The sequence below is a fragment of the Lawsonella sp. genome (genome assembly GCF_011525565.1).
Lineage (GTDB): Bacteria > Actinomycetota > Actinomycetes > Mycobacteriales > Mycobacteriaceae > Lawsonella > Lawsonella clevelandensis_A.
Map to the genome: position 1 here is coordinate 66,701 of NZ_WVRS01000004.1, position 22,604 is coordinate 89,304.

Below are 22,604 nucleotides of genomic sequence, written 5' to 3' on the forward strand. Positions count from 1 at the left end.
ACTTAGTGTACACAGCTAACTCTTTTACCTGGTAACAGTAATTTTTAACGAAAGGACGAGGTCCCACACATGCTGCACAAAGAAACAACCGCGAGTTCCACGCTAACAAGACCATTGCGCCGCATAGGCTCTGCAGGTGCTGCACTGGGCATTATCCTAGGTACCGCACTGGGCGCCGCCCTGCCCCTCGGAGCTCTGTCTCCCGGAGCTCTGCCTCTCGGGGTTCCTGCAGCCTCCGCCACGGATTTCCACCACACAAGAGTTACGGATCCCGCACTTGAACACGTGGAATGGCGTTACCTTGGCCCCGCCGGCGGTAGCTTCTCCGGCGGCAGCCTGGAGTTTAGTCATGGCACGGTGACGGGGGACGATTCCTGCAACAGAATTGTGGGTAAATACACCATCACCCACACATCTACCGGAAATATCCTGTCTTTTAGCAGTGTCGGCATTACGCGCCGTTACTGCCAGTATGGGCACGCTACCCAGCGAGCATTTAGCGCTATGCTAGCCCGCCCTAACACGTACACCATTGTGAAACATTCCGTGGGTGGCACGTATCTCACACTTTCCCCCGCTGGTAGCACAGGGATTCTGCCACACGGAACAATGGTTTTTACAAAGCGCAGCTAACTAGCGCAAAAGGCTACCCGCGCAGGGTATATAACGTTTTCTCGTAGCGCTACTACAGTGTGCTACTACATTTGGCGGTGGCGGCGGGATTTGAACCCGCGGTTGGGGTTAACCAACACTCGCTTTCGAGGCGAGCACCTTCGGCCGCTCAGACACGCCACCGGGGAAAACTATACGTGAATTATGGGCAAAGAGGAAAGCCAGCGCGGCCACCGGCTAACGTTTCTCCTGGAAAAACGTCTCCAGGACGGCGGCACACTGCTCCTCTAGTACTCCTCCCACAACCTCCGGTGTGTAGGTGGCGCCCGGCGCGCGCGGAATATCGACGAGGGATCCACACCCTCCCGTTTTCGGCTCCCAGGCACCGAAGACGATGCGTTTGATGCGGGCCCCTACCGCGGCCCCGGCACACATCGTGCAAGGTTCTAGTGTGACGACCAGGGTGCAGCCCTCCAGCCGCCAGCCGTCCCCTACAATCTTCGCGGCGGCACGCAAGGCCAGTACTTCCGCGTGGGCGGTGGGGTCCCCGTCGGCTTCCCTCCGGTTGACGGCCTCCGCCACGATCCGCCCCTGTGGGTCGACGATGAGAGCGGCTACGGGAACGTCAGCTTGGCAGTCGGCAGGGCGTACGTCGTGGCCGTCACTGTCCACGAGGAGGGCCAGGGCCCGGCGCATGAGGGCTTCATTTGTGGCGACGTGGGTGGGTTGTGGCAGGCCAGCACCAATAATGGGCACTAGTATTCGACCGCCTGCTCCAGTTCTTCATCGAACCCGAGTGTTTCCGCGATTTCCATGATCTGGTCGTCGGCCCAGCTTTCGTCATCGTCCACAATGACGCTTAATACTGACTCCGGCAGGCCTATGTCTTCCAGAATGCTGAAGTCGCCTATACCCCAGGAACCTTCCCAGTCCTCTCCCATTTCCGTGTCGTAACCGCGTTCCTCCAAGGCGTCTATGACGAAATTGTCGTCGAGGGCGGCATCGAGGTCGCTGACGAAAAGTTTTGTTCCCTTTGGTCCGGGCCGCACGATAATGAAGTACTCGCAGGCCCGGTTGAGGATACCGAAATTGACGCCTTCTGTACGGATACTGCGAATATCCTTGTCAAAGCAGGCGAAATTTTCCCATGCGTCAGCAGATAGGCGGGTAACGCGCCAAATGTTGTCTGGGCGCGCCACGGCCAGGGCGTATGTGGGTGCGGAGGTGGAGTCATCTGGGGGGTTCGCCCCGGTAGGCTTCAAGTTCCGCAAATCCTCATAATTGTTCTGGAGACGGTTCTTCTGCGGGTATTTCGTATCCATATGACATACGGTAGCTACATGAATTCAAATTGTCAGTCCCTTGCAGAGAAGTCTGTATCACAGCCCGTGTGCATTGTGGGTTTAGGCCTTATCGGCGGGTCTCTGTTACGGAGATTGACGGCAGCCGGCTACCCCGCTTTTGGGTGGAACCGGAGTGCCTCTACTGTGCAGCAAGCGGCGGCTGACGGCATGGATGTGTCCGGTGATCTATCCGCTACTTTGCAGCGGGCGGCGCGGGAGAATGCGCTTATTGTGATGGCGGTGCCCTTGTTCGCTCTGCGCGATATTGTGTCCCAGATTGCCGCGCATGCGCCGCAGTGCCCCCTCACCGATGTGGTGTCGGTGAAAGTGGAGGTGCTGCGGATAGTGCAGGAGGCGGGGTTGGCCGCCACCTATGTGGGGTCGCATCCGATGGCGGGAACGGAGAATTCTGGTTGGGGGGCAACCGATCCGGCCTTGTTTGAAAACGCCACCTGGGTGGTTATGACAGGTGGGGCGGATGATGTTACCGCGCGGGTTCGTGATATTGCGGTGGCTGCCGGCAGTGTGGTGGTGGAGACGGATCCGGTGTCCCACGATGGGGCGGTGGCCTGTATTTCTCATGTGCCGCATTTGGTGGCGGAGGCATTGTCTGTGGCGGCGGTGACGGAGTCCGTGGGGGGCGGGGATACGGCGTTGCGGCTATCGGCGGGGTCGTTCCGAGATGGGACGCGGGTGGCGGGCTCCGCGCCGGCCCTGGTGCGTGCTATGTGTGAGGGGAATCGGGACGCGGTTCTGCCCGTGCTGGCGGAAACTATTGGCCTTTTGCAGCAGAGTTACCGGGAGCTGTCCACGGAGGGGACATGCGAAACGCTGGTGGAGGCAGGGTATGCCGCGCACCAGCGTTATCGCACGGTTATGAACGAGCTGGGCCGCTAGTCTGGGCTAGCCCACTAAGCTGAGCTAGCCCGCTAGGCTGAGCTGGCGCTAGTCTGTTGTATCTTCCCCAGCTGTGTCAGTCGCAGCTGCACTGTTCGAGGTTGCATTGTCCGGGGTTGTGTCGTTCGGGGCGACACTGGCTGGCGCTGTGCCGGGGCTGTAGACGCGTTGCAGGCGAACATTGTCCCCCAGATCCCAGATTTCTCCCAGATCCATGGGGTGAAGGTCGTCGCGGTCAGCCGTGCGGAGAAGCGGCACGCTAGCACCGCTAGACCCAGCGCTGTCAGACACAGCATTGTCAGACCCAGCACTGCCAGGAACAGCACCGGCAGAAGCGGCACGGTCGGGCTCAGCACTACCAGATCGAACACTGCCAGTCCCAGCACTAGGGGCATTAGCAGCTGTGCCAGCGTTGCCCTCGGACGTGTCGAGGTCAATGGAGTCGCGTAGCACGGTGGAGTGCATGCAGAGGACACCCACGAAAGCAAGGATAGAAACAATGCCAATGCAGATGAAGATGACTTTGATGGAGTTCCCGTAGGAGTTCATCACCATGTGGGCTACTTCGTCTCCGGAGGAGAGGATGGAGAGGTCCCCAATGTGAGAGAGTTCGGTGAGTTGCTTCGCGTCAATTCCGTGCCGAATAAGGTCGTGAGCGCCGGCGGTGACATGGCGGGTGAGGCTGCGGTTGAAGAATGCGCCTAGGATCTGCAGGCCGATGGTACCGCCCATGGAGCGGGAGAAGGTGACAACAGCGGTGGAGGCGCCAATGTCCTTGTAGGCGACGGTGTTTTGGACGGCCAGAACAAGGTTCTGCATGGAGGCGCCTTGGCCAATGCCGATGAGGGCCAGGCCGAGGCAAATGTACCAGTAGGGGGTGGTGGCGTCGCAGAACATCATGATGATGGTTCCCACCATCATGGTGCCAATGCCGATGGTGACGGAGGGTTTCCATTTGCCGTGGGAGGAGACGATAAGTCCGGATACGGTGGAGGCGATGAGGGAGCCAAAAGCGATGGGGAGCAGGGCTAGTCCGGAGTGGGTGGGGGTGTAGCCGCGGCCCATCTGGAAGTACTGGCCCATGAAGATACTGACGGAGTTCTGCGAGATACCGAGAACGATGGAGACGGCGATAGCCAGTTTGGTAATGCGGTTATTGAGGACTTTATAGGGGATGATCGGTTCGGCGGCCTTCCGTTCCCAGAAGGCGAACCCTACCCCAATAACGATGGCGAGGACGAGGGGTACCCAGAATTGCCAGGTGGCAGGGGAGGCTTTCTTGGAGGCTTCGGACATCCACAGCATGAAGAGGATAACGCTGATGGTGATGAGGGCGGCGCCCAGATAGTCCACTTTGGGTGTGCGCTTGGGGGCGGGTGGAACTTTCAGTTTTAGCTGGACGACGATCATGGCGATGACGGTGAAGGGGACGCCAATCCAGAAGCACCAGCGCCAGCCCATGAGGTCCACAATGAAACCTCCGAAAACTGGTCCTGCGACAGTGGCGAAGGCGATGACAGCACCCAGGTAGCCGTTGTATTGGCCGCGTTCGCGGGGGCTGGTGACGGTGGCGATAACAACCTGGGAGAGGGACATTTGGAGGCCCAGTCCGAGGCCCTGCACGATGCGGAAGCCGATGAGGGCGCCCGTGTTCCAGGCGAATCCGGAGAGGAGGGAGCCGAAGGCGAAGAGGGCGAAGCCAGCCATCAGGAGGTGTTTTTTGTGGAATTGGTCAGCGAGTTTGCCGGCGATGATGGTGGCGATGGTGGAGGAGAGCATGCTGGCGGTAATGACCCACGTGTACATGGTTTGGGAACCGTGTAGTTCCTTAATCATGGTGGGGAGTGATGTTCCCACAATGGTGAGGGATGTCATGGCGACGAAAACGCCGACCATCACACCGATGAGTGCTTGGAGCACTTCGCGGCGGCGTGCTTTTTTATCTTCTTTAGTGGTGGTGTTCACTACTGTTCTTTTCCTCCTTCGTCGGCTCGTAGGGTGGGTTGGTGGAGGAGCTTGTCACGCATATCTATACTGAGGCGTTCTAGTAGGTGCGCGGCGTGCTCAATATCGTTGTCGCTCCATTCTTTAAGGGCTTCTTTAGTGAAGATGGAGTGTTGTTTCATGACGTCAGCGAGAGTATTCCGGCCTTTGTCACTGAGGGTAATGAGGGTGGCGCGGGCGTCCTGGGGGTCGGGAGTGCGGGAGGTGAGTCCACGTTCTTCAAGGCCTGCGACCTGCCGGGAAATAACAGACTGGCTGAGGTGCAGGATAGTGGCGATGTCGTTAATGCGAATACCGCCCGTACTGGTGTGGGGTTCCGCGGCTGTTGAAACAGCTGTTGAAGCGGCGCTGTCCTCTTGTTGTTTGAGGTGCCAGAGGATACCGAATTCGGTGCAGCCCAAGCCAGATGAGGTGCTGATGGCGATGGCGATACGCCGGTAAGTGCGAGTGAGTCGAGCGATCTCTGCGACGAGTGTCGTAATTGATTCTCGATTTTCGAGGGTATCGGTTATCTCGACTGCGTCAGAGGTCTCAACTGTGTCAGATCTCGTAGGAATGTCAGATGTCGTAGGTATGTCAGTCTTCTCGGGTATCTCAGGTGTCTCACTCATACGCCCCCACTTTATACTTGTATTCAGAATGAATACAAGTTAAGGGGAAGTTAATAAAAGAGGCCGGAGACGATACCTACTCGCTTCTGCATGTATCGTTCCCGGCCTCTTCACGTAAGCGACTGTACACAATTGACGTTCTCTTATACCGTGGCGATCTCCCATCCGCCACGCAACGTCACAGTCACTTCACCGCCCGAAACACTCAAAAGGCGGTAGCCTGTGTGGGTAGTGAGAAGCTATATTCTCTACCCACGTATGAGTGTACATACCGCCCCCGTATCTTCCTATTCAAACGACCAGGTTGTGGTTTACACACACGCTGCATTAGTGACGCCAACCACTAAAAAGCGATGGTCACACACCAAAAAGTAATGACAGGGGCCTAAAAATCCGCATACTGTGGGCACCACCACGTTACCGACGCGCTAATAAACTGACCCTTCTGCTGCGCCGTCATGCCATTATCAACATTCAATAATGCGACAGCAATATGGTCGAACGTGTACCCGCTATCGAACTGTTGACACACTGCCCGCGCAGTACTTACCTCATCCTGCTGGGATCCATCAATCCCTAACGTCAACAAATACTCATGGAAAAGCTCCACCCGCTTCGCCTCGGGTAGCTTTGCAATAGCATCGGGCGAAAGATCCCCCACAATACTCCCCGCGTCTCCCCCGTTACTGCTGCTTGTACTGCCGTTCCCCGCGGCGCTACTATCCGCGCCATGCCCTGAGCCAGTGTCGCTATGGTCGCCACGATGCCCGGCCTGCACCCCCAGCACAATACCCGCCGTCACTACCGCCACCACCAGCACCGACACAAGAGTATTCGCCCACACTGTGCGCTGCTTCACCCGCGCCAGCGTGGCGTAATCCACCTCCGGCTGCCAATCCTCATTAGGCTGCGTATGGGCGATAGCGTCCTGCAGTTTCTCCACAAACTCCATATTGGTGCGGGTGGTGACGGCCCGCATACGCCCCACCTGCATTCTTCTTGGTATTCCACGCCGCGGCCGGCGAAAAACAAACGTTAGCGACGTGAGCCGCTCCCTCCCCTGCCGCGGAGTTCTCCCCCACGTCACACTCCGCAACGCCCCCACCGGAATCTCTAACGGCTTCCCCCCATTCTTCAGAGAATCCTCATGCGTAATAGTGACCGTATTCCTACGGCTATCAAACGTCGCACTGGCCTGCTTCGCATCCAGGTTGAAGATACTCATAGAGGTAAACCTACCGCAGAATGTCGACTGTACTTGAGAACAGTTCTGAAAAAGGCAAACGATATGCGACTGTAAAGACATATAAGAGGCGACGCGCCTTTTACGACGCGTCGCCTAAGCCTTATAAAATTCACGTAGCTGTGAGCCAGAGGCTTCTACCACGGAGGAGAGCTGTGAGCCAGGGGCTTCTACCGTCCTCACTCACAGTGTACCAATTGGTAAAAAGTTTTATATATAAAGAAAACCCTGGTACTTAGCGTTTCGCTTTAGTACCAGGGTTTTCGTTTGTGCGCCCGAAGGGATTCGAACCCCCAACCTTCTGATCCGTAGTCAGATGCTCTATCCGTTGAGCTACGGGCGCCCACTGCGATGCAGCAGCATGTGCAGCAAGAAAAAGTATATGCGTATTTTGTGCTGATGCAAAATTGCTTAACCGTTAGCTGCTGTGAACAGGCCCGTAAACTGGGATTTGCCTGGTGATAACTGTTTGGGTGACATATAAGACAGCGCATGGGGTGCCAACAAGAACGCGTGGGATAACGGCACGGCTGACCATACCGATATAGACGAACACCCCCGACTGCGGTAAACAGTCGGGGGTGTGGTAACCGCGGAGGCGAGAGGATTTGAACCTCCGGACCCCGCAGGGGGTCAACTCCTTAGCAGGGAGCCCCATTCGGCCGCTCTGGCACGCCTCCAAGTTAAATTGTGTGAACTGTGAAAAACACATGAACACTGGGTGCAAGTTTATTAGGCGCACGGTGAAAAAAGCAACATAGCCTAAGCATCTTCGTGCACACAGTTAGCGACGCACACGGCGCATACTATGTTTCACCACCATCATGATGAGGTAGAAAATGCCGGCCATGACGGCGATCATGCCTCCGGGGGACAATTCGCACCACACGCTCACCACCACACCCAGCAGTGCGATGGCGGCGCCGGTGAGTGGCGCCGCGACGAAGAGACTCCGCCAGGATTTCATAAGGGGGGCCAACCCGGCCGCGGGGGCGGCCACAAGTGCCACGGGGAGAATAGTGCCGACGGCGGGAATGAGCACCACAATGGTGGCCACAATCAGCATAAGAATGACGCCCTCCGCACGCGCTCCGGAAAGACCAACCGCCTGAAAACCAGACTGGTCAAAAGCGTAAAAGACGAGTTTTCGCCCCTCCGCGGCGGTAATAGCAATGGCGATAAGAAGGATAACTGCCGCAGCTATCACATCCGCCGCCTGCACGTTGAGGACGGAGCCGGTAAGGAAACTCTCAATGCGCAGGGGTAGCGGCTGGAACCATTTCACCAGGAAATACCCCAGGGCGAACCCCAGCGTAAGCACAATACCGGCGGCTGCCTGCGAGGACTGGCCGGGAATGCGGGCCAGCTGATGCATGAGCCACGCCATGGGGATACACATAATGGCGGCGCCCGCGAAAAGACACAGGGAAAGAACCGTGTGGCGTTCCACTGTGCCCAGGCCGGTCACCAGTGGTACCGCACACACAACCCCTAGGACTGCGCCGGGGAAGGTGGCGTGGGTGACGGATTCGGTGAAGAAAATGCGCTGGTGGAGGACGGCTAGGCATCCCACCAATCCACCTAGTGCACCGACCAGAATGGCTTCGAGGAGAGGAAGGCGGAGAATATCCCAGCCGGAAACACTGGTGAGGTCTGCCGCCGCTAGCGTAGTGAGGGCGTTCATGCTTTCGCACCTCGTTTCCGCACGGAGTAGCCACACTTCCGCATCACATACCCCACGGGTAGGAGTAGCACGTAGATGGCTAGCACGGAGAGGGCGACGGCGGCCTGCGGGGAGATGGGGTGGGGTGAATCCACCGTCATAAGCCACATGCCGAACCAGCCGCCAGCGACGCCCACCAGAATAGCGACTGGCACCATGGTGGAGATACGACGCGTCACTAGGCGGGCTGCCGCACCCGGCACCACCAGGTAGCCGACGACCAGCAGAATACCCACCGCGGAGCTGGAGGCCACCACGACGGCGGCAATGGCGGCGTTGGCCAGGAAGTCCACGGCGGTGGCATTCATGCCGGCAGCCATGGCGCCGTCACGGTCGAAGGCGCGGAATATTTGCGCCCGCCACGACACCCCAATGGCAATAAGGGCAATGAGGCACACCAGAATGGACTGCACGAGGCGCGTGTCGGAGACTTCCAGGAGGCGTCCGAACATGAGGGCCTCCAACTGCCCGGACATGTCCCCTTTGTAGAGGGAGAGGACAATACCGAAGCCGAAGAAACTGGTGAGGACAATGGCGGTGCCGGCTTCGTTAATGCGTCGGGATCGTCCCAGCCAGGTGAGGGCGATGGCGACGATCACGGCCACAATAGCGGCACCCGGCACAATGTTGTCTATTCCCCAGTAGAGAGCACCGGCCACAATACCAGGAAAAACGGAGTGCACCATGGCTTCTGCGTTGAATTCCATGCAGCGCAGGTTCACGATGACCCCCACAAGACCGGCGGCAATACCGAGGAAAACAAGCATGATGAAGGGCCGGAACATGTAGGGTGCGGAGGCGACAGTCCGGAACCCGGGCACGTCTTGGAGGGCGATCCGCAAGTTTTCCACGCCCGTCATGATGGTGGAGACGGCACTATCCATTGCTAACCGCCTCTGCACTGGTCTTTTTTGGCTTAGCGCTGTCGGCGAAGGCGTGGTATTCCTCGGGTACGTGCCCACCGTAGGCTTCGGCGATGAGCTCGGGCACCAGAATCTCCTCTTTTGGCCCGAAGCCGATTTGTCGGTTGGCCAGCAGGAGAACTTTCTCGCACGTTTCTTGAGCCAGCACAATGTCGTGGGTGGAGACGACGACGGCTACCCCTTCTGCTTTCACGGAGTGAATGAGGTCGAGGAGTTTCAGGCGGTTGGGTTCGTCGAGGCCGTTGAAGGGCTCGTCGAGGAGGATAAGTTTTGGCCGGGCAACGATGGAGCGGGCAAGCAGAACGCGCTGTTTCTGTCCGCCGGAGAGATCGCCGAAGCGGCGCCCGGCGCGTCCCAGCATGTCAACGCGGTCTAATGCTTGGTCCACGCGTTTGCGGCGTTCGCCGGTGATGCGCCCCAGCCACCCTACTTCGCCGTAGAGTCCCATTTCTACTACTTGGCGGACGGTGACGGGGAAGGTGGGGTCGAGGTCTGCTACTTGGGGGACGTAGCCGATGGCGCCTTTGCGGACTTTGGTGACGCGTCCGCCGAGGATTTTCATGGTGCCGGTGACGGTGACGGTGCGGAGGATTCCGCAGAGGAGGGTGGTTTTTCCGGAGCCGTTGGGGCCGATGAGGGCGAGGGCTTCGCCGGGGTAGAGTGTGCCGGTAACGCCGGTGAGGACGGGTGGTCCGCCGTAGGTGAAGGAGGCGTTATTGAATTCGAGGGCGGGGGTGCGGGTGTCTGCAAACGTCATAATTAATAGTTCTTTCTGTGGTATTAGTTCTATATTTATAGGTTAATACAATAGTTAAATCGGTGCAGCACCTCGATAAGGCTCCGACATGAAAGGGATAAAAGGCTAGACTGCCTAGAAAAGTGGCGCCCCAACCCCGATAGGGCTGGGACGCCAGCCTTCACACACTTCCTACTTCAGGTCGCTAGGAAGCTCGGGGGACTTACCACCCCAGGCGTCAGTAAGGGTACTGACGTTGTGCTCAATGGATTTAATGTAGGTTTCCCCGTTGGAACCCTTGGGCCCCAGGGAATCTCCATAGAGGGCATCGTCACCAATAATGGCCTTCACACCAGCGGCGTGGGCAATAGCCTCAACGGACTTGGAGTTATTGGAATTCTCCGCGAAGAGGGCAACGGCGCCAGACTTCTTCACTTCCTCCGCCGATTCCTTAATGTGGGCGGCGGTGGCATCGGACTGGGCGTTGAAGTCCGAGAGGGCAGCGCCAATGAACTTCACACCGTAGTCGCGGGAGAAGTAGCCGAAAGCGTCATGGGAAGTAAAGAGGACACGCTGGGACTCGGGCACGGACACGATAGAGTCGTTGACCCACTTATCCAGCTCATCCAGTTTCTTCTCGTAATCCTTCGTGTTCTGAATGTACGCATCCTTATGATCCGGGTCGGCCTTCTCCAATGCCTTACCAATGTTATGAACCTGCACTTTGGCATTCTTGGGGGAGGTCCATACGTGCGGATCGTACTCGAACTCGGGCTGTTCACCCGGCTCCGGCGCGAACGGCCAGGGGGCAACGTTAACTTTCTGGTCGCCACGGTCCACCGTGTAAGGCTTGTCCTTATCATTCTTGGCGGCAGCAGACGAGTCCTTCACCTCGTTGGCGGTAAGAATGCCGGAGGTCACCACCATGGTGCCTTTAAAACCGGAAGCGTCCACGGCAGAATCCAGGAAGTGTTCCAGGTCCACACCGTTCACCATGAAAAGTTTGGCCTTGGAGAGCGCGTTCATCTGCTTGGGAGTCATCTCGTGGTCGTGGGCGGAAGCGTTAGGAGCCAGCAAGCAGGTCAGTTTGACGTTATCTTTCGCTATTTCTTTCGCGTAGTCACAAATCTGTGTAGTGGTAGCAACAACATCCATACTTTCGTTGTTGGAGTTGTCTGCATCTGAGTTGCAGCCAGACAAGAAGGGGACGGCAACAACAGCGGACGCTGCCGCGGCGGCGATAATACGCTTCGAGCGGCGAGATGAGTTCTTCATATAGGCCTCTTTCATCTATAGTTCGCGGTATCGAACCAGCATGTAGTGAAGGCAGAATATGGTGTTATCGTCTCAAGATGCGCTCTACACGTCAGCTTACCCCATAGCACTATTTACCTCTACGATGGAAACATGAGCTCCTTATTCCGTGACGACCTTGACGCCATCCCCGCCTACATTCCCGGCCGTAGTATCCCTGGCGCCATCAAAATCTCCAGTAACGAAGTAACCGACGCCCCCGACCAAAGCATTATTGACGCAGTAGCTACTGCTGTCGCCGGCGGTAATCGTTACCCGGATACCAGTTCTAAGGAACTCCGCACAGCCATAGCAGCCGCCCTCACACAAGACCTATGCGCCCGCGCCTCCCTCGATAACGCTTCTGATAACGCTTCTAGCGGCGAAGGTGACGATAATGCTGTCACCGGCGCCACTGAGACCACTGAGATCACTCCTGAGCAGATTGTGGTGGGGAATGGCTCCGTCTCCCTCCTCCAACACCTTGTGCAGGCCGCCTGCCCCGCCGGCAGTAACCTCGTCATGCCGTGGCGCAGCTTCGAGGCCTACCCCATCGTGGGTTACGTTGCCCAGGCCACCCTCGTCCAGGTCCCCAACCTCCCCAACGGTAAGCACGACCTGGCCGCCCTGCCGCGGCCGCGCAGGACCCCAACACGGGCATGGTGCTCCTCTGCAACCCCAACAACCCCACCGGGGAAACCTTCACCCACGCAGAACTCGTCACCTTCCTCGATGCGATCCCCAGTAATGTCCTAGTCACATTGGACGAGGCCTACTACCACTACAACCGGACAGAGGACTTCCCCCGCAGCCTGGAACTCCTGTCCTCCTACCCCAATCTGGTTGTCCTGCGCACATTCTCCAAGGCCTACGGGTTGGCCGGATTCCGCGTGGGGTACTTCGTGGGATCTGAAGAAGCCTGCAGTAACCTCTCCAAAACGGTTATCCCGTTCTCTACCAGCCTGGCCGCCCAAGCCGCCGCCCGCGCCGCCCTCACCATTCGCGACCAGCTGCTTGCCCGCACAGACGCTATTGTGGCAGAACGGGAACGCGTCACTAAAGAACTCCGCGCCATGGGATTCCAGGTGGATAACTCCCAAGCCAACTTCGTATGGCTCCCCCGCAGTGACGCCCAACAACTTATCGACTACCTTATCCAGCGGAAAGTTATCATACGTGGCTTCCCCGGAGAAGGCATACGCGTCACCATCGCCACCCCGGAAGAAAACACCCAATTCCTTAACGTGATAGCCGACTACCCAGCAATCCGCCCAGAAATTTAGCGGAAAGCTCACTAGGCTAATAGGTAGAAGAAACTCTGATCCACACCCTGGCGATCAGCGGAAGCCCACCGTGCACATAAAGGATCCCACACCATGACTTCACAGCCCGCCGAACAGACCCCCGACGAGCAGTCCCCCGACGAGCAAAAACGCCGCGACAAGCAACGGCGAAACGCCCAACGGAAACGACGCTCCGGCGGCCTCAACTGGCGCAGCTGGGAACCGTGGGTACTCATCACCATCATCGTGGCCATTATTGCCGTCATCGTCACACTTGTTGTGACCACCCACAACGACAAAAACAACCTCTCCTCCCCCGAAGCACAAATAGACCCAAGCCACTTCTCCAGCGACTCCTTCGGGCTAGCCCACCGCACCAAAGACGGCCTGTCCATTGGGGACCGTGAAGCCCCCGTCGTCCTCATCGACTACGGCGACCTCCGCTGCCCCTACTGCGCCAAGTGGATGAAAGAAGTAGAGCCCGAACTGGTTGACAAGTACGTCCGCACCGGCAAACTCCGCATAGAATTCCGCAACATGGTGCTCTTCGGCAAACAATCCATGCTCGGCGCCCGCGCCGTCATGGCCGCCGCACAGCAAGGCGCCGGCTACTCACTCGCCCGGAAAATCTACTCCACCATGCCCACCCAAGGGCACGGCACCATCACCCTCAACCTTGTTCGCGACTGGGCGAAAGAACTACAGATTAAAGACATTGACACCTTCATGAAGGACGCCCAGTCCACCAAGTTCGATGAGAAGATAAACGCCAGCAAACAAGAAGCCCACTCCATGGGCTTCCAATCCGTACCCGCATTCCTCATTAACGGCTACCCGATAGTGGGGGCGCGCGACACCCAAACCTACATCGACGCCATCGAATCAGCTATCCTGGCCACCGACAAGAAGTAAAACTACACGGAGAGTAACCCAGCACAGCATTGAGTACCATCGGCATCCTCGGCGCGTTCCTGGGAGGCATCCTTACCCTCATTAGCCCCTGCTCCGCCCTACTCCTCCCCGCCTTCTTCGCCTACGCCTTCGACGGCTTCGGCAAACTCGTCAGCCGCACCGGACTCTTCTACCTGGGACTCTGCATCACCCTCGTACCGCTCGGTGCCGGCCTGGGGAAACTAGGATCCTTCCTAGACTCCATCCGCCCCACCGTCATGCTCTGCGCCGGAATACTCATCATCATCTTCGGCATTATGACGGTATTCGGGAAAGGCTTCGCCTTCCGCCCAGCCCAAGACGCAGTGGGGAAACTCTCCGGCACCAGCGCGGTAAGCGTCCTCCTGCTGGGCTGCGTCTACGGCCTGGCCAGTTTCTGCTCCGGCCCTATCCTGGGCAGTATTCTCACCGTGGCCATGGCCGGCGGCAGCGCCCTCTACGGCATGGTCCTGATGGCCGTCTACGCCCTGGGTATGGCTGTGCCACTGTTTATTCTGGCTATCTTGTGGGAACGTTTTGACCTCTCCCACAAGAAATGGATCCACGGTAAAGAACTCAAGTGGGGGCCCATCACCACCAACACCACCTCCCTTATCTCCGGGGCACTCTTCATTTTTATTGGGGCACTCTTCCTAGCCACCGATGGGACCGCCGGAATAAACACTGGTGGTGACGGCACTAACCAGTTTGATGCGGAACTGTGGGTAACCCGCGTGGGCAATTCCTCCACCGACCTTATTGTGCTGCTTGTTGTGCTCGTACTGCTGCTTATTGCGCTGGTGGCCTACATGGTGCGACGGAAGCACACCAGCGGCGCCGGTGTAGACGACGATGCGGAGGACAGTACGGACAGCAGTGCAGACGATGGAGTGGATGGCGCTGGTCGCAGTGCGGGTCGCGACACTGGTCGCGGCGCGGGGCATGGAACAGGTCACGGCACAAGAAACAGCAAGAATGGTGAGGAAAGTACCGGGGGAAGTACGGGAATAGACGCACGCGACATAGCGGACCAGCTGGATAAACTAGCCGAGCGCGACGCGTCTGACAGCCACACTATCTAACCCTCTATCTACCCCTCTATCTACAGACCCTCGCGACATGCGAGCGCGAAAGTGATTTCCCTCCCTCTTCTCCCACAACGGTGAAGAAAATTAATCCGCATGGTGTGGACGCTGCGAACTATCCAGGGGATATTCAAAAGAGGAGAGCGTTTCTATAGGTAGAACGGTGCACTAACACAATGCACTGTATAAGAAGTGCACCGTGTGAGAAATATACCGTGTGAGAACGCGCTAGCATACTGTGTATATGGTGAGTGCATAGTGTATGTCCACAAAGTGTATGCACACAGAGTGTGTACGCATACTGGAGGGAGTTACTGTGAGCGGCTTTTATGACCAAAATTTTCAGGTGAAAACTACTGCCGGTGACACTGTAAATCTCGCTGATTTCTCGGGGAAAGTACTGCTAGTAGTTAATACAGCATCGAAGTGTGGATTCACCCCACAATTTGAGGGACTGGAGAAGCTTTACCAGGACTATCGCCACCGCGGGTTCTACATTATTGGTTTCCCCTGCAACCAGTTTGCCCACCAAGACCCGGGCAGCAACCACGACATTAGTGAATTCTGCCGCCTGAACTATGGGGTCAGTTTCCCTATGATGGCAAAGATAGATGTTAATGGAGAAAACGCGTGCCCTGTTTTTACGTACTTAAAAAACCAGCAAAAGGGTGTGTTTTCCAGCAAAATTAAGTGGAATTTCACAAAGTTCCTCATTGGCCGCGATGGTACTGTCCTGAAGCGCTACGCCCCTACCACGACACCCGATAAGATTGCCGCCGATATTGATACCGCGCTAGGCCACTCTACTGAGGACTAGTGAATGGAAATAGCGGGTACTACCACTAGCGAACAGTAAGCGGTTAGCACCGCACACAACATAAGCCGCACACCGCAATAAGCCGTGCACCGCACGCATAAGCCGCATACCGCATAATGGGTGTATGGGTTTACAGTTTGACCGCATGATGGCTGGCGAATGGTACCTTCCTACCCAGGACCCGGATATTCACACTGCCTATATGGAATGCCAGCGTAAAGTGTCCCGTTTTAATGCGACCACACCAGATGGCGATCCAGATAACGATCCAGATGACGCTGCTACGCGGACAGCTCTTCTCCACAACATATTTGGGGAGTACGGGGAGGGCTCCATTGTCCGCCAACCATTAACGTGCGAGTTTGGGGTTAATGTGCGGATAGGGCGGGAGTGCTTCCTCAATTTTGATGTGATGTTCGTGGACACAAACACGGTGACGCTGGGGGATAACGTGCAGGTGGGGCCGCGTGTGCAGTTTGTGACACCCCTACACCCGGTTGATGATGTGGAGATGCGGGCTGCCGGGTGGGAACGTTCCGCACCGATTACTGTGGGCAATAATGTGTGGATTGCGGCCGGGGTGACGGTGTGCGCCGGGGTGACGATTGGTGACAATAGTGTGATTGGGGCGGGCAGTGTTGTGACTAAGGATATTCCGGCCAATGTGCTGGCTGTGGGAACACCCTGCCGCCCAGTGCGCACTCTACGAACCAATACGCCACCTGCAGACTAGCTTAGCTGTTGGAGCTGCTAGTAGGTGTTGTGCGTTCGGTATGAACAATATAGTCAACGATGGTGGCGAACTGGTTAAAGGTTGTGGCCCAGCGGTCGTGCCCGAAGCGCTTTAGTGTGGGGCGGAGGAAGTCCCAACTGGGAAGTTCGTTAAGGCCTTTATCGGGGAGATCATCCTGGTAGTCAACTATCTGGATGGGAATATCAGGGAAGAGTCCCCGCAGGTAGGAGATGTTTTCGTGGAGGTCTAGGGGTATTCCATCCGTACAGGCGCGAATGAGGATTCCACCCAGCCGAAGATGTGGGACAGTGGACAAGTACTGGACGTTACTGAACCCTTGTTGCATGGGTTGGTATGCCCCCATAAGAACTGGAACTACCCAGGGGCTTCCTTTGGCGGGGAGGGGCGAGTCTAGGGGACGTTCATCTGCGCTTTCTCCCCACAGGTGGGTGATGGTGGTGGCCCCGCAACCGGGGTAGGTGCCGATGATGTGGACGAGGGGAAGGGGCATTCTGATTCCTACGTGTTGGAGGCTATGCGCCAGCGTCTGCTTCTTTGTGTTTTAGTTCTTTATGTTTCAGTTCTTGCACCACTGTGGGGTTGGGGCGCATATCGATAATGCGGAGGCCTTCCCCGGGGATAGTCTCCACGTGGTAGTCCCCTACCCAGGTGGTGACATCGTCGGGAGTATTTTTCTTTCGACTATCGACAATGACGGTGTACCAGCCGGATTCGGCGGGGCGGATAGTCGTACACCATTCAATAGAGCCGGTGGGGATACCGGCTATAGCATTGCTGACATCATTAATGTCGGTCCAGTCCCCGCCCACAAGCGCCATAACACCGTCAGCGGAACGGGCACCAAAGTATTGCTGCTCCATGGTGGCAAGGATCCCCTCGGGTGTTGACGTGTCCCCGCCCTTGCTGGACACGTAGGGATTCCCACTATGCGGAGTACACCACTTCTGAGCTGCATCTGTAGGTGATGAGTGTGCACTGGTGGAGTGTGCGGCAGACTGTGCGGCGGTATCCTGCGAGTGGCGATGGGAATGGCTCACCCCTATCCCTACCCCCAGCGCGATAACGAGGAGGGTAGGGACAAGAATGAGAGCTCCACGGAGGAGATGTTTTTTAGTGCTACCACTACCCGATGATGAGGGAGTAAGTGGCAAAGTGACTGGCTAGCCAGCCTGTTGGCCGGTCTGTTGGCCGGCCTGCTGACTAGCCTGCCAGCTAGCAGGTTGGGCACCTGACTGACCACCCCACGGCACGTCCAGCTGACTGTCCATCTGAATATTCGGCTGAATATTCGTCTGTGCGTCCAGCTGGATAGCTGGCGGAACGATGGAAAAGTTTTCCGTATCCACCACATTGCTGGTGTCAGTGTGGGTGTCATTAGTGGTTGCTGTGGCGTCCCACTGGTGTAGCCAGTCTCGCCAGTCACTTTCAAAAGAGAGCACTTACTTCTTATCTCCGTGGTGACGTTCGATAACCTTGTTTATCTTCTTACCGAGATCAGTGTTATCGAATGTGTGCGTGATCTTTTCCAGGGAATCTTTTCCGCCATTAGCGAGGTCGGAAGGGCCTTTTTCCTCAACGAGACCCTTGCCGAAAAGATCAATCATTTCTTTCGCATTCTGGACGGGAGACTGGTAGTCGGCCATTGCATGGTTCACCTGTATGGGGCCATAGCCATCATGCCTGCGGGCAGCATTCTCAATGGAGAGACCCGTGGCTGATATTCCGGAAACTACACCGTGTGCTGCGCTTCCCAGGACTGTGGCACCGAGGGTTGCTCCCACGCCACCGCCTACAGCGACTCCGCCCAAAACGGCGGGAATGCCCACAAGTGCGCCAATAGCGGCACTAGCAGCTGCACCAACAAAGAGGCCGGTGGCTCCGCCGGTTACTGCACCGGTTGCGGCGCCCGCGGCAGCACCCACGGTACCGCCAATTCCTGCGCCGAGAACTGCGGCAACAGTGCCGGTCATTGCGCTAGCAATAGCGGATACGGCAATGCTGACGCCTTCAGTGGAGAGACCACACATGGGCCCAATAGCAATACCTGCACCGGCGAGAACATCAGTGGCAGCTCCGCACACAACACCCAAAATAGTGGAGGCAGTTCCACCCAATGGGCCTGCACCGAGCAGGAAGGTTGTTACCGCGGCAGCTCCTCCCGCTACTGCGCCACCAATAACAGCACCAATAACGGCGCCAGTGGCACCCAAGGCCACCAGGCCAATAAGGGTGTCTCCCACAGCAGCAACCGGAACGATTACAGCACCGGCGGGCAAACCTAGTGCTGCCGGCAGTGCAACCATGCCCAGCCCGGCGCCAGCTACTGCACCGGGGACGGCGCCCACCGCTGAAAATGCGGTCGTTTCAACGATTTGCTTCCGCAGTCCGCGGTCTTTCAGCACGATTTCTGGATCTTTGATGATCTTGTATCCGGCATGCGGAAGGGAGGCTAGTGACGTGGCGGCGTTGAATCCGTGCTTCACACCATTTTTAACGGATTCTTTCAGTATGTCCGTGTTGGTGAGGGTGTTCTTCAGAACCGTCTTATCTTTGATGAGGTATACCCCGTCATAGTTTTTGGGGGCAGGGCGACGTTTCGCCGGACGAGCCTTGTGTGCTGTCTGGACGGGCGCGGAGTAATACGTTGGGGTGGAAGCGTATCCGCCGCTGTAGCTGCTGCCACCACTGTAGGTGCTTGAGCTTTGGCTGTTGGAGCTGCTGCTGTGGCCAAACTGAGGCGTGTCCTTGACGTCAGCGTTGGCGCAGCCAAGACCCAGGCTTGTCGTGAGGAGAAGTGACAGGGGGATGGAAAGAATTTTTTTCATTATTCCCACTTGAATAAAACGTAGTTGAATTGGACAGGCGGAAAGTTTAGACACACTCGGCGGCGCTGTGGGGACCTACTTTTGCTATCCGTGCCCCATATTTCTGGTATTTAACGCTGTGAACAGCACATTTACAGAAGAAAAACTCGCAGAAAATTACTATGAAAATTTTTTTGCGGCTTGTTTCTGCACTCTCATCTTTTCGCCTCTTTTTTCTTCTTTACAGAGGCCTATTCCCACACCGATTTTTCTGTAAAAGTGCTTCTAACCAGCAAGAACGAAACGAAAGCAGCCCATAAATACAGTGCGCCCCACGGCCTACAACGCGGTAAGAACGCGTCTAGAACGTGGGGCACACAAAACGTGCACACGTAGTGCACGATATGAAGTTATGGCAGACATTATGCCGTTTGCGAAAACGAGGAAACGCTAACGCTACTTATCTGCCGACGAGGACGAAGACGATGAGGACGAGGAATCGTCGCCACCATCATGATCATCGGAACCCGATTCAGCGCCGGTATTGTCGGCACGGCCAGCCTGATCCTTCTGATTAAAAGAGGATGCAGGATTACCTGGGTAGGACGGGCGGGCATACGGTGGGGTAACCGTGGGAGCACCAGGAACCGTCATTCCGCCACGGAACGGCATACCGGGTGCAGCACCAGCAGGAGCATTCGGGGCAGCATTAGTAGCATCGCCAGCCTGCGGATACGGCCAATAGTAGTGGCCATCAAAATAGTAGCCGTTAGCAGCGGCTTCCTTCTGCTTCTTCTCGTGAAGATACGAGAGGATAAGGAACACAATCTGGCCAATACCACCAGTTAAAAGAACAATCAGCAGCCACGCCACCCAAGGGAGGCCATAAACATCAACATCACGAAGTTGAATAACGCGAACAATAGCCCAAATGAAAATAGCAAGAGCAATAACGCTAATAATGCCGCCAACCACTAGCGAACTAAGACTAATAGCGGGATCAACACTAGGCTCTCCAACAGCAAGAAGCATAGTATCCATGTGCATGGTGTTCATGACTATATTCTCTCTTCACGTGATTACGATGACACCCAGTAGAACGAACGAACAGCCAAAAACGTTCCCAGCTGGTAGCGCAACAGCAGCCGAAAACTGAAACAGGACGACGATCTACCCCGTTCACTACGCTTTTATCCTTACAGATCTACTTAAATTGCCGCTCTCCATGAGCTAAATAAGACTGTAAATCTTCCAGGCGTAGCCGTTGAGAATCTGCGAGTTCTAGTTCATCCAACTGTTCCACTGAAACCCATTGGTAGTCAGTCGATTCAGAGTCAATACGTACTTCAGTATCCGCAGTTCGGCCTATATACACAATGGTGAATTCCTGCCGAACTTCCCCATCTGAGTACGCTATTAAAACGTTTGGACTGGTGTAGGTTCCCAAAATATCGGTGATTTCCACCTTTAAATTGGTTTCTTCCGCTAATTCTCTCACTGCACATTGCGGCAGGCTCTCACCGTATTCAAGTGTTCCACCCGGCAATGTCCATTTACTGTTATCTCGTCTACGAACTAGCAGTACACGGTTATCGTTCACCACTGCTACTGCGGCAGCCGGTTTAATGGAATTGGGAGACGGTGCATTCTCCTCATGAAAATAGTCAGTTCGCACTGTCTGTAATGGAGTGTCTAGCCACTTCTGCAGTTCCGCAGAAACATCTAATAGCTTTTTATCGTTAAGTGACGGCACTTTAATGAAGAGAATCGCTGTTCCCGGTTTCGACTTCTGGGCATATTTAGTGCCGGTGGTAATTGCGTAGAAATCACCAGTTCGGAAATCGTATTCAGTTCCCGTATCTAAATCTAGATACCGCGTCCATCCACTTAATACATATTGGTATTCGGTAGTGACATCATGCGTGTGAGGTGCTTCGGAAAAGGATTCTTCATATCGGGTAATACCGATTTCGAGATCCTTAGAATGTTGATGCCGAAGAGCTTGCGGAAGTTTAAGATCACCAACAAGATACTGACGCCGCGTCCCCTCGAGAGCAGTCAGTATCTCCTCATTCGTAATCGTCTGAATCATGGCTATCTACCCCTATCCATAAGTCACTAGCATTTTCTATGCATTGTTTTCTACGACGGCGATGTGAAGAACAAACTGCCCAATAAATACCTAATGCAATGAAGGAAGTTATTAGGCATATCACTAGAATGAATACGCTTCCCGAAGGAAGTAAACCTATTTTTTATCAGTTGTAAAGACTCCCATTGAATAAAAAGAAATAACCAAGGTCGGAATGGTAAAAAGCAGGCCGAGAATACTAACAATACGACTTATCGTTACTGTAGTTTCCGCATTTTTACGTCCCGCTAATGCTTCAACGGATTGGGCAGTATTAGCGAGAAACTCTGACGCTTTTTCAATACATTCTCGGCAATCGTTAACAACCTTATGCATGGCTGTGCATTGCTTTTCCGCCTCTTCTTTGACATCATCAATCTTTCTTTTCGTGACGAAGGAGCTATTTTCCGCTTTATGATGCAAATTCCGTACTGCTAAAGAAGCGGTACCAACGAATTCCGATAGTTTCCCCATCTCCTCTGAGCACTTATTTAGTTGATCTGCGGCAATGTCAGGATCAGAATTACTAGCTATTTTGAACGTCATAGTTTCCCAACGCTCAAACTCAACCTTCCAATTTTCCAGGTTATAAAGCTCGTATTCAATGGGAACTGTGAAGGCTTCTAAAGGACTCCCCACCTGAGTATATTCCGTGTAGTAGTCTTTCCCCCGGTTTAGCCAAATACAGTTATGAGGCCAGCGGCGTTGTGTCTTTTGCTCTTTCGGAATTTTCTCGTAGATGGTGATAGTACCCTTTGGGGTATCTTCATTAATCTTTTTCGAAAGATCGAAAATACGACACCACCGGTAAAGAGTACGAAGCGGCTCAGGGTTTTTACCTGATCTAGCTGGAAGATTCTGACACAATAAATCTACTGTCGGGATTTGTCCCCCAAAGCCATCATCAATATCTTGATTAGCCCTATTGGCTGAAACCCTCCTTATTATTTCCCCCATTGACTCCAGGAGATTTTCAGTAGTCTGCTCAGGAACAAAGTTATTCAGGAAATCTTTAATAGTGTCTGTATGCTCAGAAATACCATCGAGAGAAATCTCTATTTCATAGCTCTCAATATTTTTAAAAACCTGGTCAGAGTTAATTTCATTACGCCCTATAGGAATATATCCGACACTATTTAGTTCACCTGGCAGACCCAGATCCTTAAATTTCACGCCTGGGTATTCAAACTCAATCTGCCGCTTATGCCACCCCGACGCTAGCGTGGCCTGAGAACCATCTTCATAAGCTATTTTTGCGAGAAAACTAGAGTCTTTATCCCACCACCACTTAGTAGACTCATAGGTCTCCTTGTAGGCATCACGACCTACATCACGCGGTTCGACCTCTAAAGTTATATCTTCTCTATCCCGTATGCCCATAATGCTGGCACAATCCCATCATGGTAGCTATGTGA

General features: G+C 55.3%; 24 protein-coding genes and 3 tRNA genes. 8 read left to right on the forward strand and 19 right to left on the reverse strand.

The genetic code is table 11. From position 1 onward, the window contains the following. Window positions 1–69: 69 nt before the first annotated feature. Entirely contained in the window at window positions 70–633 is a 564-nt protein-coding gene (locus tag QZV76_RS04055) for an META domain-containing protein (RefSeq protein WP_290598520.1), read from the forward strand. 72 nt (window positions 634–705) lie between these two features. Here the strand turns inward: QZV76_RS04055 and QZV76_RS04060 are convergent. The 3 genes from QZV76_RS04060 to QZV76_RS04070 all read right to left on the reverse strand — a co-directional run bounded on the left by QZV76_RS04060 (window position 706) and on the right by QZV76_RS04070 (window position 1,934). Beyond that, window positions 706–795: transfer RNA gene (locus QZV76_RS04060), tRNA-Ser, on the reverse strand. Window positions 796–849: 54 nt separating this feature from the next. Next, window positions 850–1,368: a nucleoside deaminase gene (locus QZV76_RS04065; protein ID WP_290598521.1), complete on the reverse strand. Its 519-nt coding sequence runs from the start codon at window positions 1,366–1,368 to the stop codon at window positions 850–852. Beyond that, window positions 1,368–1,934: a tRNA adenosine deaminase-associated protein gene (locus QZV76_RS04070; protein ID WP_290598522.1), complete on the reverse strand. Its 567-nt coding sequence runs from the start codon at window positions 1,932–1,934 to the stop codon at window positions 1,368–1,370. Before QZV76_RS04070 ends, QZV76_RS04065 begins: the two co-directional genes overlap by 1 nt. 18 nt (window positions 1,935–1,952) lie before the next feature. On the opposite strand from QZV76_RS04070, the gene QZV76_RS04075 reads away from it, so the two are divergent. Then, window positions 1,953–2,852, forward strand: a complete 900-nt coding sequence (locus tag QZV76_RS04075; RefSeq protein ID WP_290598523.1) for a prephenate dehydrogenase — start codon at window positions 1,953–1,955, stop codon at window positions 2,850–2,852. 48 nt (window positions 2,853–2,900) lie between these two features. Here QZV76_RS04075 and QZV76_RS04080 read toward each other — a convergent pair whose 3' ends face one another. The 9 genes from QZV76_RS04080 to QZV76_RS04120 form a co-directional block, all read right to left on the reverse strand. Then, window positions 2,901–4,817 (reverse strand): MDR family MFS transporter, encoded by a 1,917-nt coding sequence (locus QZV76_RS04080; protein ID WP_290598524.1) that lies wholly within the window; start codon window positions 4,815–4,817, stop codon window positions 2,901–2,903. Continuing rightward, window positions 4,817–5,467, reverse strand: a complete 651-nt coding sequence (locus QZV76_RS04085) for a MarR family transcriptional regulator (RefSeq protein WP_290598525.1) — start codon at window positions 5,465–5,467, stop codon at window positions 4,817–4,819. Before QZV76_RS04085 ends, QZV76_RS04080 begins: the two co-directional genes overlap by 1 nt. A 385-nt stretch (window positions 5,468–5,852) precedes the next feature. Beyond that, entirely contained in the window at window positions 5,853–6,692 is an 840-nt protein-coding gene (locus QZV76_RS04090) for a DUF732 domain-containing protein (RefSeq protein ID WP_290598526.1), read from the reverse strand. 288 nt (window positions 6,693–6,980) lie between these two features. Beyond that, window positions 6,981–7,053: transfer RNA gene (locus tag QZV76_RS04095), tRNA-Arg, on the reverse strand. A 250-nt stretch (window positions 7,054–7,303) separates the two neighbouring features. Further along, window positions 7,304–7,390, reverse strand: a tRNA-Ser gene (locus tag QZV76_RS04100). Between the two features lie 104 nt (window positions 7,391–7,494). Further along, window positions 7,495–8,394 carry a metal ABC transporter permease gene (locus QZV76_RS04105; protein ID WP_290598527.1) on the reverse strand — a complete coding sequence of 300 codons (900 nt, stop codon included), beginning with the start codon at window positions 8,392–8,394 and terminating at the stop codon, window positions 7,495–7,497. Continuing rightward, entirely contained in the window at window positions 8,391–9,218 is an 828-nt protein-coding gene (locus QZV76_RS04110; protein ID WP_290598551.1) for a metal ABC transporter permease, read from the reverse strand. Before QZV76_RS04110 ends, QZV76_RS04105 begins: the two co-directional genes overlap by 4 nt. A 91-nt stretch (window positions 9,219–9,309) precedes the next feature. Next, a complete protein-coding gene (locus QZV76_RS04115; protein WP_290598528.1) occupies window positions 9,310–10,113 on the reverse strand; it encodes a metal ABC transporter ATP-binding protein in 804 nt (267 codons plus the stop codon). Window positions 10,114–10,284: 171 nt separating this feature from the next. Further along, on the reverse strand, window positions 10,285–11,367 hold the full coding sequence (locus tag QZV76_RS04120; protein WP_290598529.1) for a metal ABC transporter substrate-binding protein: 1,083 nt from the start codon (window positions 11,365–11,367) through the stop codon (window positions 10,285–10,287). A gap of 132 nt (window positions 11,368–11,499) precedes the next feature. On the opposite strand from QZV76_RS04120, the gene QZV76_RS04125 reads away from it, so the two are divergent. The 6 genes from QZV76_RS04125 to QZV76_RS04150 all read left to right on the forward strand — a co-directional run bounded on the left by QZV76_RS04125 (window position 11,500) and on the right by QZV76_RS04150 (window position 16,233). Further along, window positions 11,500–12,141, forward strand: coding sequence for an aminotransferase class I/II-fold pyridoxal phosphate-dependent enzyme (locus QZV76_RS04125; protein ID WP_290598530.1), 642 nt, complete (start codon window positions 11,500–11,502; stop codon window positions 12,139–12,141). Then, entirely contained in the window at window positions 12,045–12,668 is a 624-nt protein-coding gene (locus QZV76_RS04130) for an aminotransferase class I/II-fold pyridoxal phosphate-dependent enzyme (protein WP_290598531.1), read from the forward strand. Before QZV76_RS04125 ends, QZV76_RS04130 begins: the two co-directional genes overlap by 97 nt. Window positions 12,669–12,761: 93 nt before the next feature. Beyond that, window positions 12,762–13,580 carry a thioredoxin domain-containing protein gene (locus QZV76_RS04135; RefSeq protein WP_290598532.1) on the forward strand — a complete coding sequence of 273 codons (819 nt, stop codon included), beginning with the start codon at window positions 12,762–12,764 and terminating at the stop codon, window positions 13,578–13,580. Window positions 13,581–13,609: 29 nt separating this feature from the next. Then, complete coding sequence (locus QZV76_RS04140; RefSeq protein ID WP_290598533.1) at window positions 13,610–14,680, forward strand: cytochrome c biogenesis CcdA family protein; 1,071 nt, start codon at window positions 13,610–13,612, stop codon at window positions 14,678–14,680. 319 nt (window positions 14,681–14,999) lie between these two features. Then, a complete protein-coding gene (locus tag QZV76_RS04145) occupies window positions 15,000–15,500 on the forward strand; it encodes a glutathione peroxidase (protein WP_290598534.1) in 501 nt (166 codons plus the stop codon). Between the two features lie 124 nt (window positions 15,501–15,624). Next, window positions 15,625–16,233, forward strand: a complete 609-nt coding sequence (locus QZV76_RS04150) for a sugar O-acetyltransferase (RefSeq protein WP_290598535.1) — start codon at window positions 15,625–15,627, stop codon at window positions 16,231–16,233. A gap of 1 nt (window position 16,234) precedes the next feature. Here the strand turns inward: QZV76_RS04150 and QZV76_RS04155 are convergent, their stop codons facing one another. The 7 genes from QZV76_RS04155 to QZV76_RS04185 form a co-directional block, all read right to left on the reverse strand. After that, the gene (locus QZV76_RS04155) at window positions 16,235–16,744 is read right to left on the reverse strand and encodes a hypothetical protein (RefSeq protein WP_290598536.1); all 510 of its coding nucleotides are present in this window, start codon (window positions 16,742–16,744) and stop codon (window positions 16,235–16,237) included. A gap of 22 nt (window positions 16,745–16,766) precedes the next feature. Beyond that, window positions 16,767–17,405 carry a Tad domain-containing protein gene (locus QZV76_RS04160; RefSeq protein ID WP_290598537.1) on the reverse strand — a complete coding sequence of 213 codons (639 nt, stop codon included), beginning with the start codon at window positions 17,403–17,405 and terminating at the stop codon, window positions 16,767–16,769. 9 nt (window positions 17,406–17,414) lie between these two features. Next, window positions 17,415–17,693, reverse strand: coding sequence for a hypothetical protein (locus QZV76_RS04165; protein WP_290598538.1), 279 nt, complete (start codon window positions 17,691–17,693; stop codon window positions 17,415–17,417). Beyond that, complete coding sequence (locus QZV76_RS04170) at window positions 17,694–19,079, reverse strand: hypothetical protein (RefSeq protein ID WP_290598539.1); 1,386 nt, start codon at window positions 19,077–19,079, stop codon at window positions 17,694–17,696. 435 nt (window positions 19,080–19,514) lie between these two features. Next, window positions 19,515–20,099 (reverse strand): hypothetical protein, encoded by a 585-nt coding sequence (locus tag QZV76_RS04175; RefSeq protein ID WP_290598540.1) that lies wholly within the window; start codon window positions 20,097–20,099, stop codon window positions 19,515–19,517. A gap of 163 nt (window positions 20,100–20,262) precedes the next feature. Beyond that, the gene (locus QZV76_RS04180) at window positions 20,263–21,150 is read right to left on the reverse strand and encodes an NUDIX domain-containing protein (RefSeq protein WP_290598541.1); all 888 of its coding nucleotides are present in this window, start codon (window positions 21,148–21,150) and stop codon (window positions 20,263–20,265) included. 156 nt (window positions 21,151–21,306) lie between these two features. Next, window positions 21,307–22,569: a hypothetical protein gene (locus QZV76_RS04185; RefSeq protein WP_290598542.1), complete on the reverse strand. Its 1,263-nt coding sequence runs from the start codon at window positions 22,567–22,569 to the stop codon at window positions 21,307–21,309. Window positions 22,570–22,604 lie beyond the last annotated feature (35 nt).

What these genes read in the sequence shown, in the direction of transcription:
- QZV76_RS04055 (WP_290598520.1), top strand. Translation starts at nt 70, where the DNA reads ATGCTGCACAAAGAAACAACCGCGAGTTCCACGCTAACAAGACCATTG.
- QZV76_RS04070 (WP_290598522.1), bottom strand. Translation starts at nt 1,934, where the DNA reads ATGGATACGAAATACCCGCAGAAGAACCGTCTCCAGAACAATTATGAG.
- QZV76_RS04075 (WP_290598523.1), top strand. Translation starts at nt 1,953, where the DNA reads ATGAATTCAAATTGTCAGTCCCTTGCAGAGAAGTCTGTATCACAGCCC.
- QZV76_RS04085 (WP_290598525.1), bottom strand. Translation starts at nt 5,467, where the DNA reads ATGAGTGAGACACCTGAGATACCCGAGAAGACTGACATACCTACGACA.
- QZV76_RS04090 (WP_290598526.1), bottom strand. Translation starts at nt 6,692, where the DNA reads ATGAGTATCTTCAACCTGGATGCGAAGCAGGCCAGTGCGACGTTTGAT.
- QZV76_RS04105 (WP_290598527.1), bottom strand. Translation starts at nt 8,394, where the DNA reads ATGAACGCCCTCACTACGCTAGCGGCGGCAGACCTCACCAGTGTTTCC.
- QZV76_RS04110 (WP_290598551.1), bottom strand. Translation starts at nt 9,218, where the DNA reads ATGTTCCGGCCCTTCATCATGCTTGTTTTCCTCGGTATTGCCGCCGGT.
- QZV76_RS04115 (WP_290598528.1), bottom strand. Translation starts at nt 10,113, where the DNA reads ATGACGTTTGCAGACACCCGCACCCCCGCCCTCGAATTCAATAACGCC.
- QZV76_RS04120 (WP_290598529.1), bottom strand. Translation starts at nt 11,367, where the DNA reads ATGAAGAACTCATCTCGCCGCTCGAAGCGTATTATCGCCGCCGCGGCA.
- QZV76_RS04125 (WP_290598530.1), top strand. Translation starts at nt 11,500, where the DNA reads ATGAGCTCCTTATTCCGTGACGACCTTGACGCCATCCCCGCCTACATT.
- QZV76_RS04130 (WP_290598531.1), top strand. Translation starts at nt 12,045, where the DNA reads ATGGTGCTCCTCTGCAACCCCAACAACCCCACCGGGGAAACCTTCACC.
- QZV76_RS04135 (WP_290598532.1), top strand. Translation starts at nt 12,762, where the DNA reads ATGACTTCACAGCCCGCCGAACAGACCCCCGACGAGCAGTCCCCCGAC.
- QZV76_RS04150 (WP_290598535.1), top strand. Translation starts at nt 15,625, where the DNA reads ATGGGTTTACAGTTTGACCGCATGATGGCTGGCGAATGGTACCTTCCT.
- QZV76_RS04155 (WP_290598536.1), bottom strand. Translation starts at nt 16,744, where the DNA reads ATGCCCCTTCCCCTCGTCCACATCATCGGCACCTACCCCGGTTGCGGG.
- QZV76_RS04170 (WP_290598539.1), bottom strand. Translation starts at nt 19,079, where the DNA reads ATGAAAAAAATTCTTTCCATCCCCCTGTCACTTCTCCTCACGACAAGC.
- QZV76_RS04175 (WP_290598540.1), bottom strand. Translation starts at nt 20,099, where the DNA reads ATGGATACTATGCTTCTTGCTGTTGGAGAGCCTAGTGTTGATCCCGCT.
- QZV76_RS04180 (WP_290598541.1), bottom strand. Translation starts at nt 21,150, where the DNA reads ATGATTCAGACGATTACGAATGAGGAGATACTGACTGCTCTCGAGGGG.
- QZV76_RS04185 (WP_290598542.1), bottom strand. Translation starts at nt 22,569, where the DNA reads ATGGGCATACGGGATAGAGAAGATATAACTTTAGAGGTCGAACCGCGT.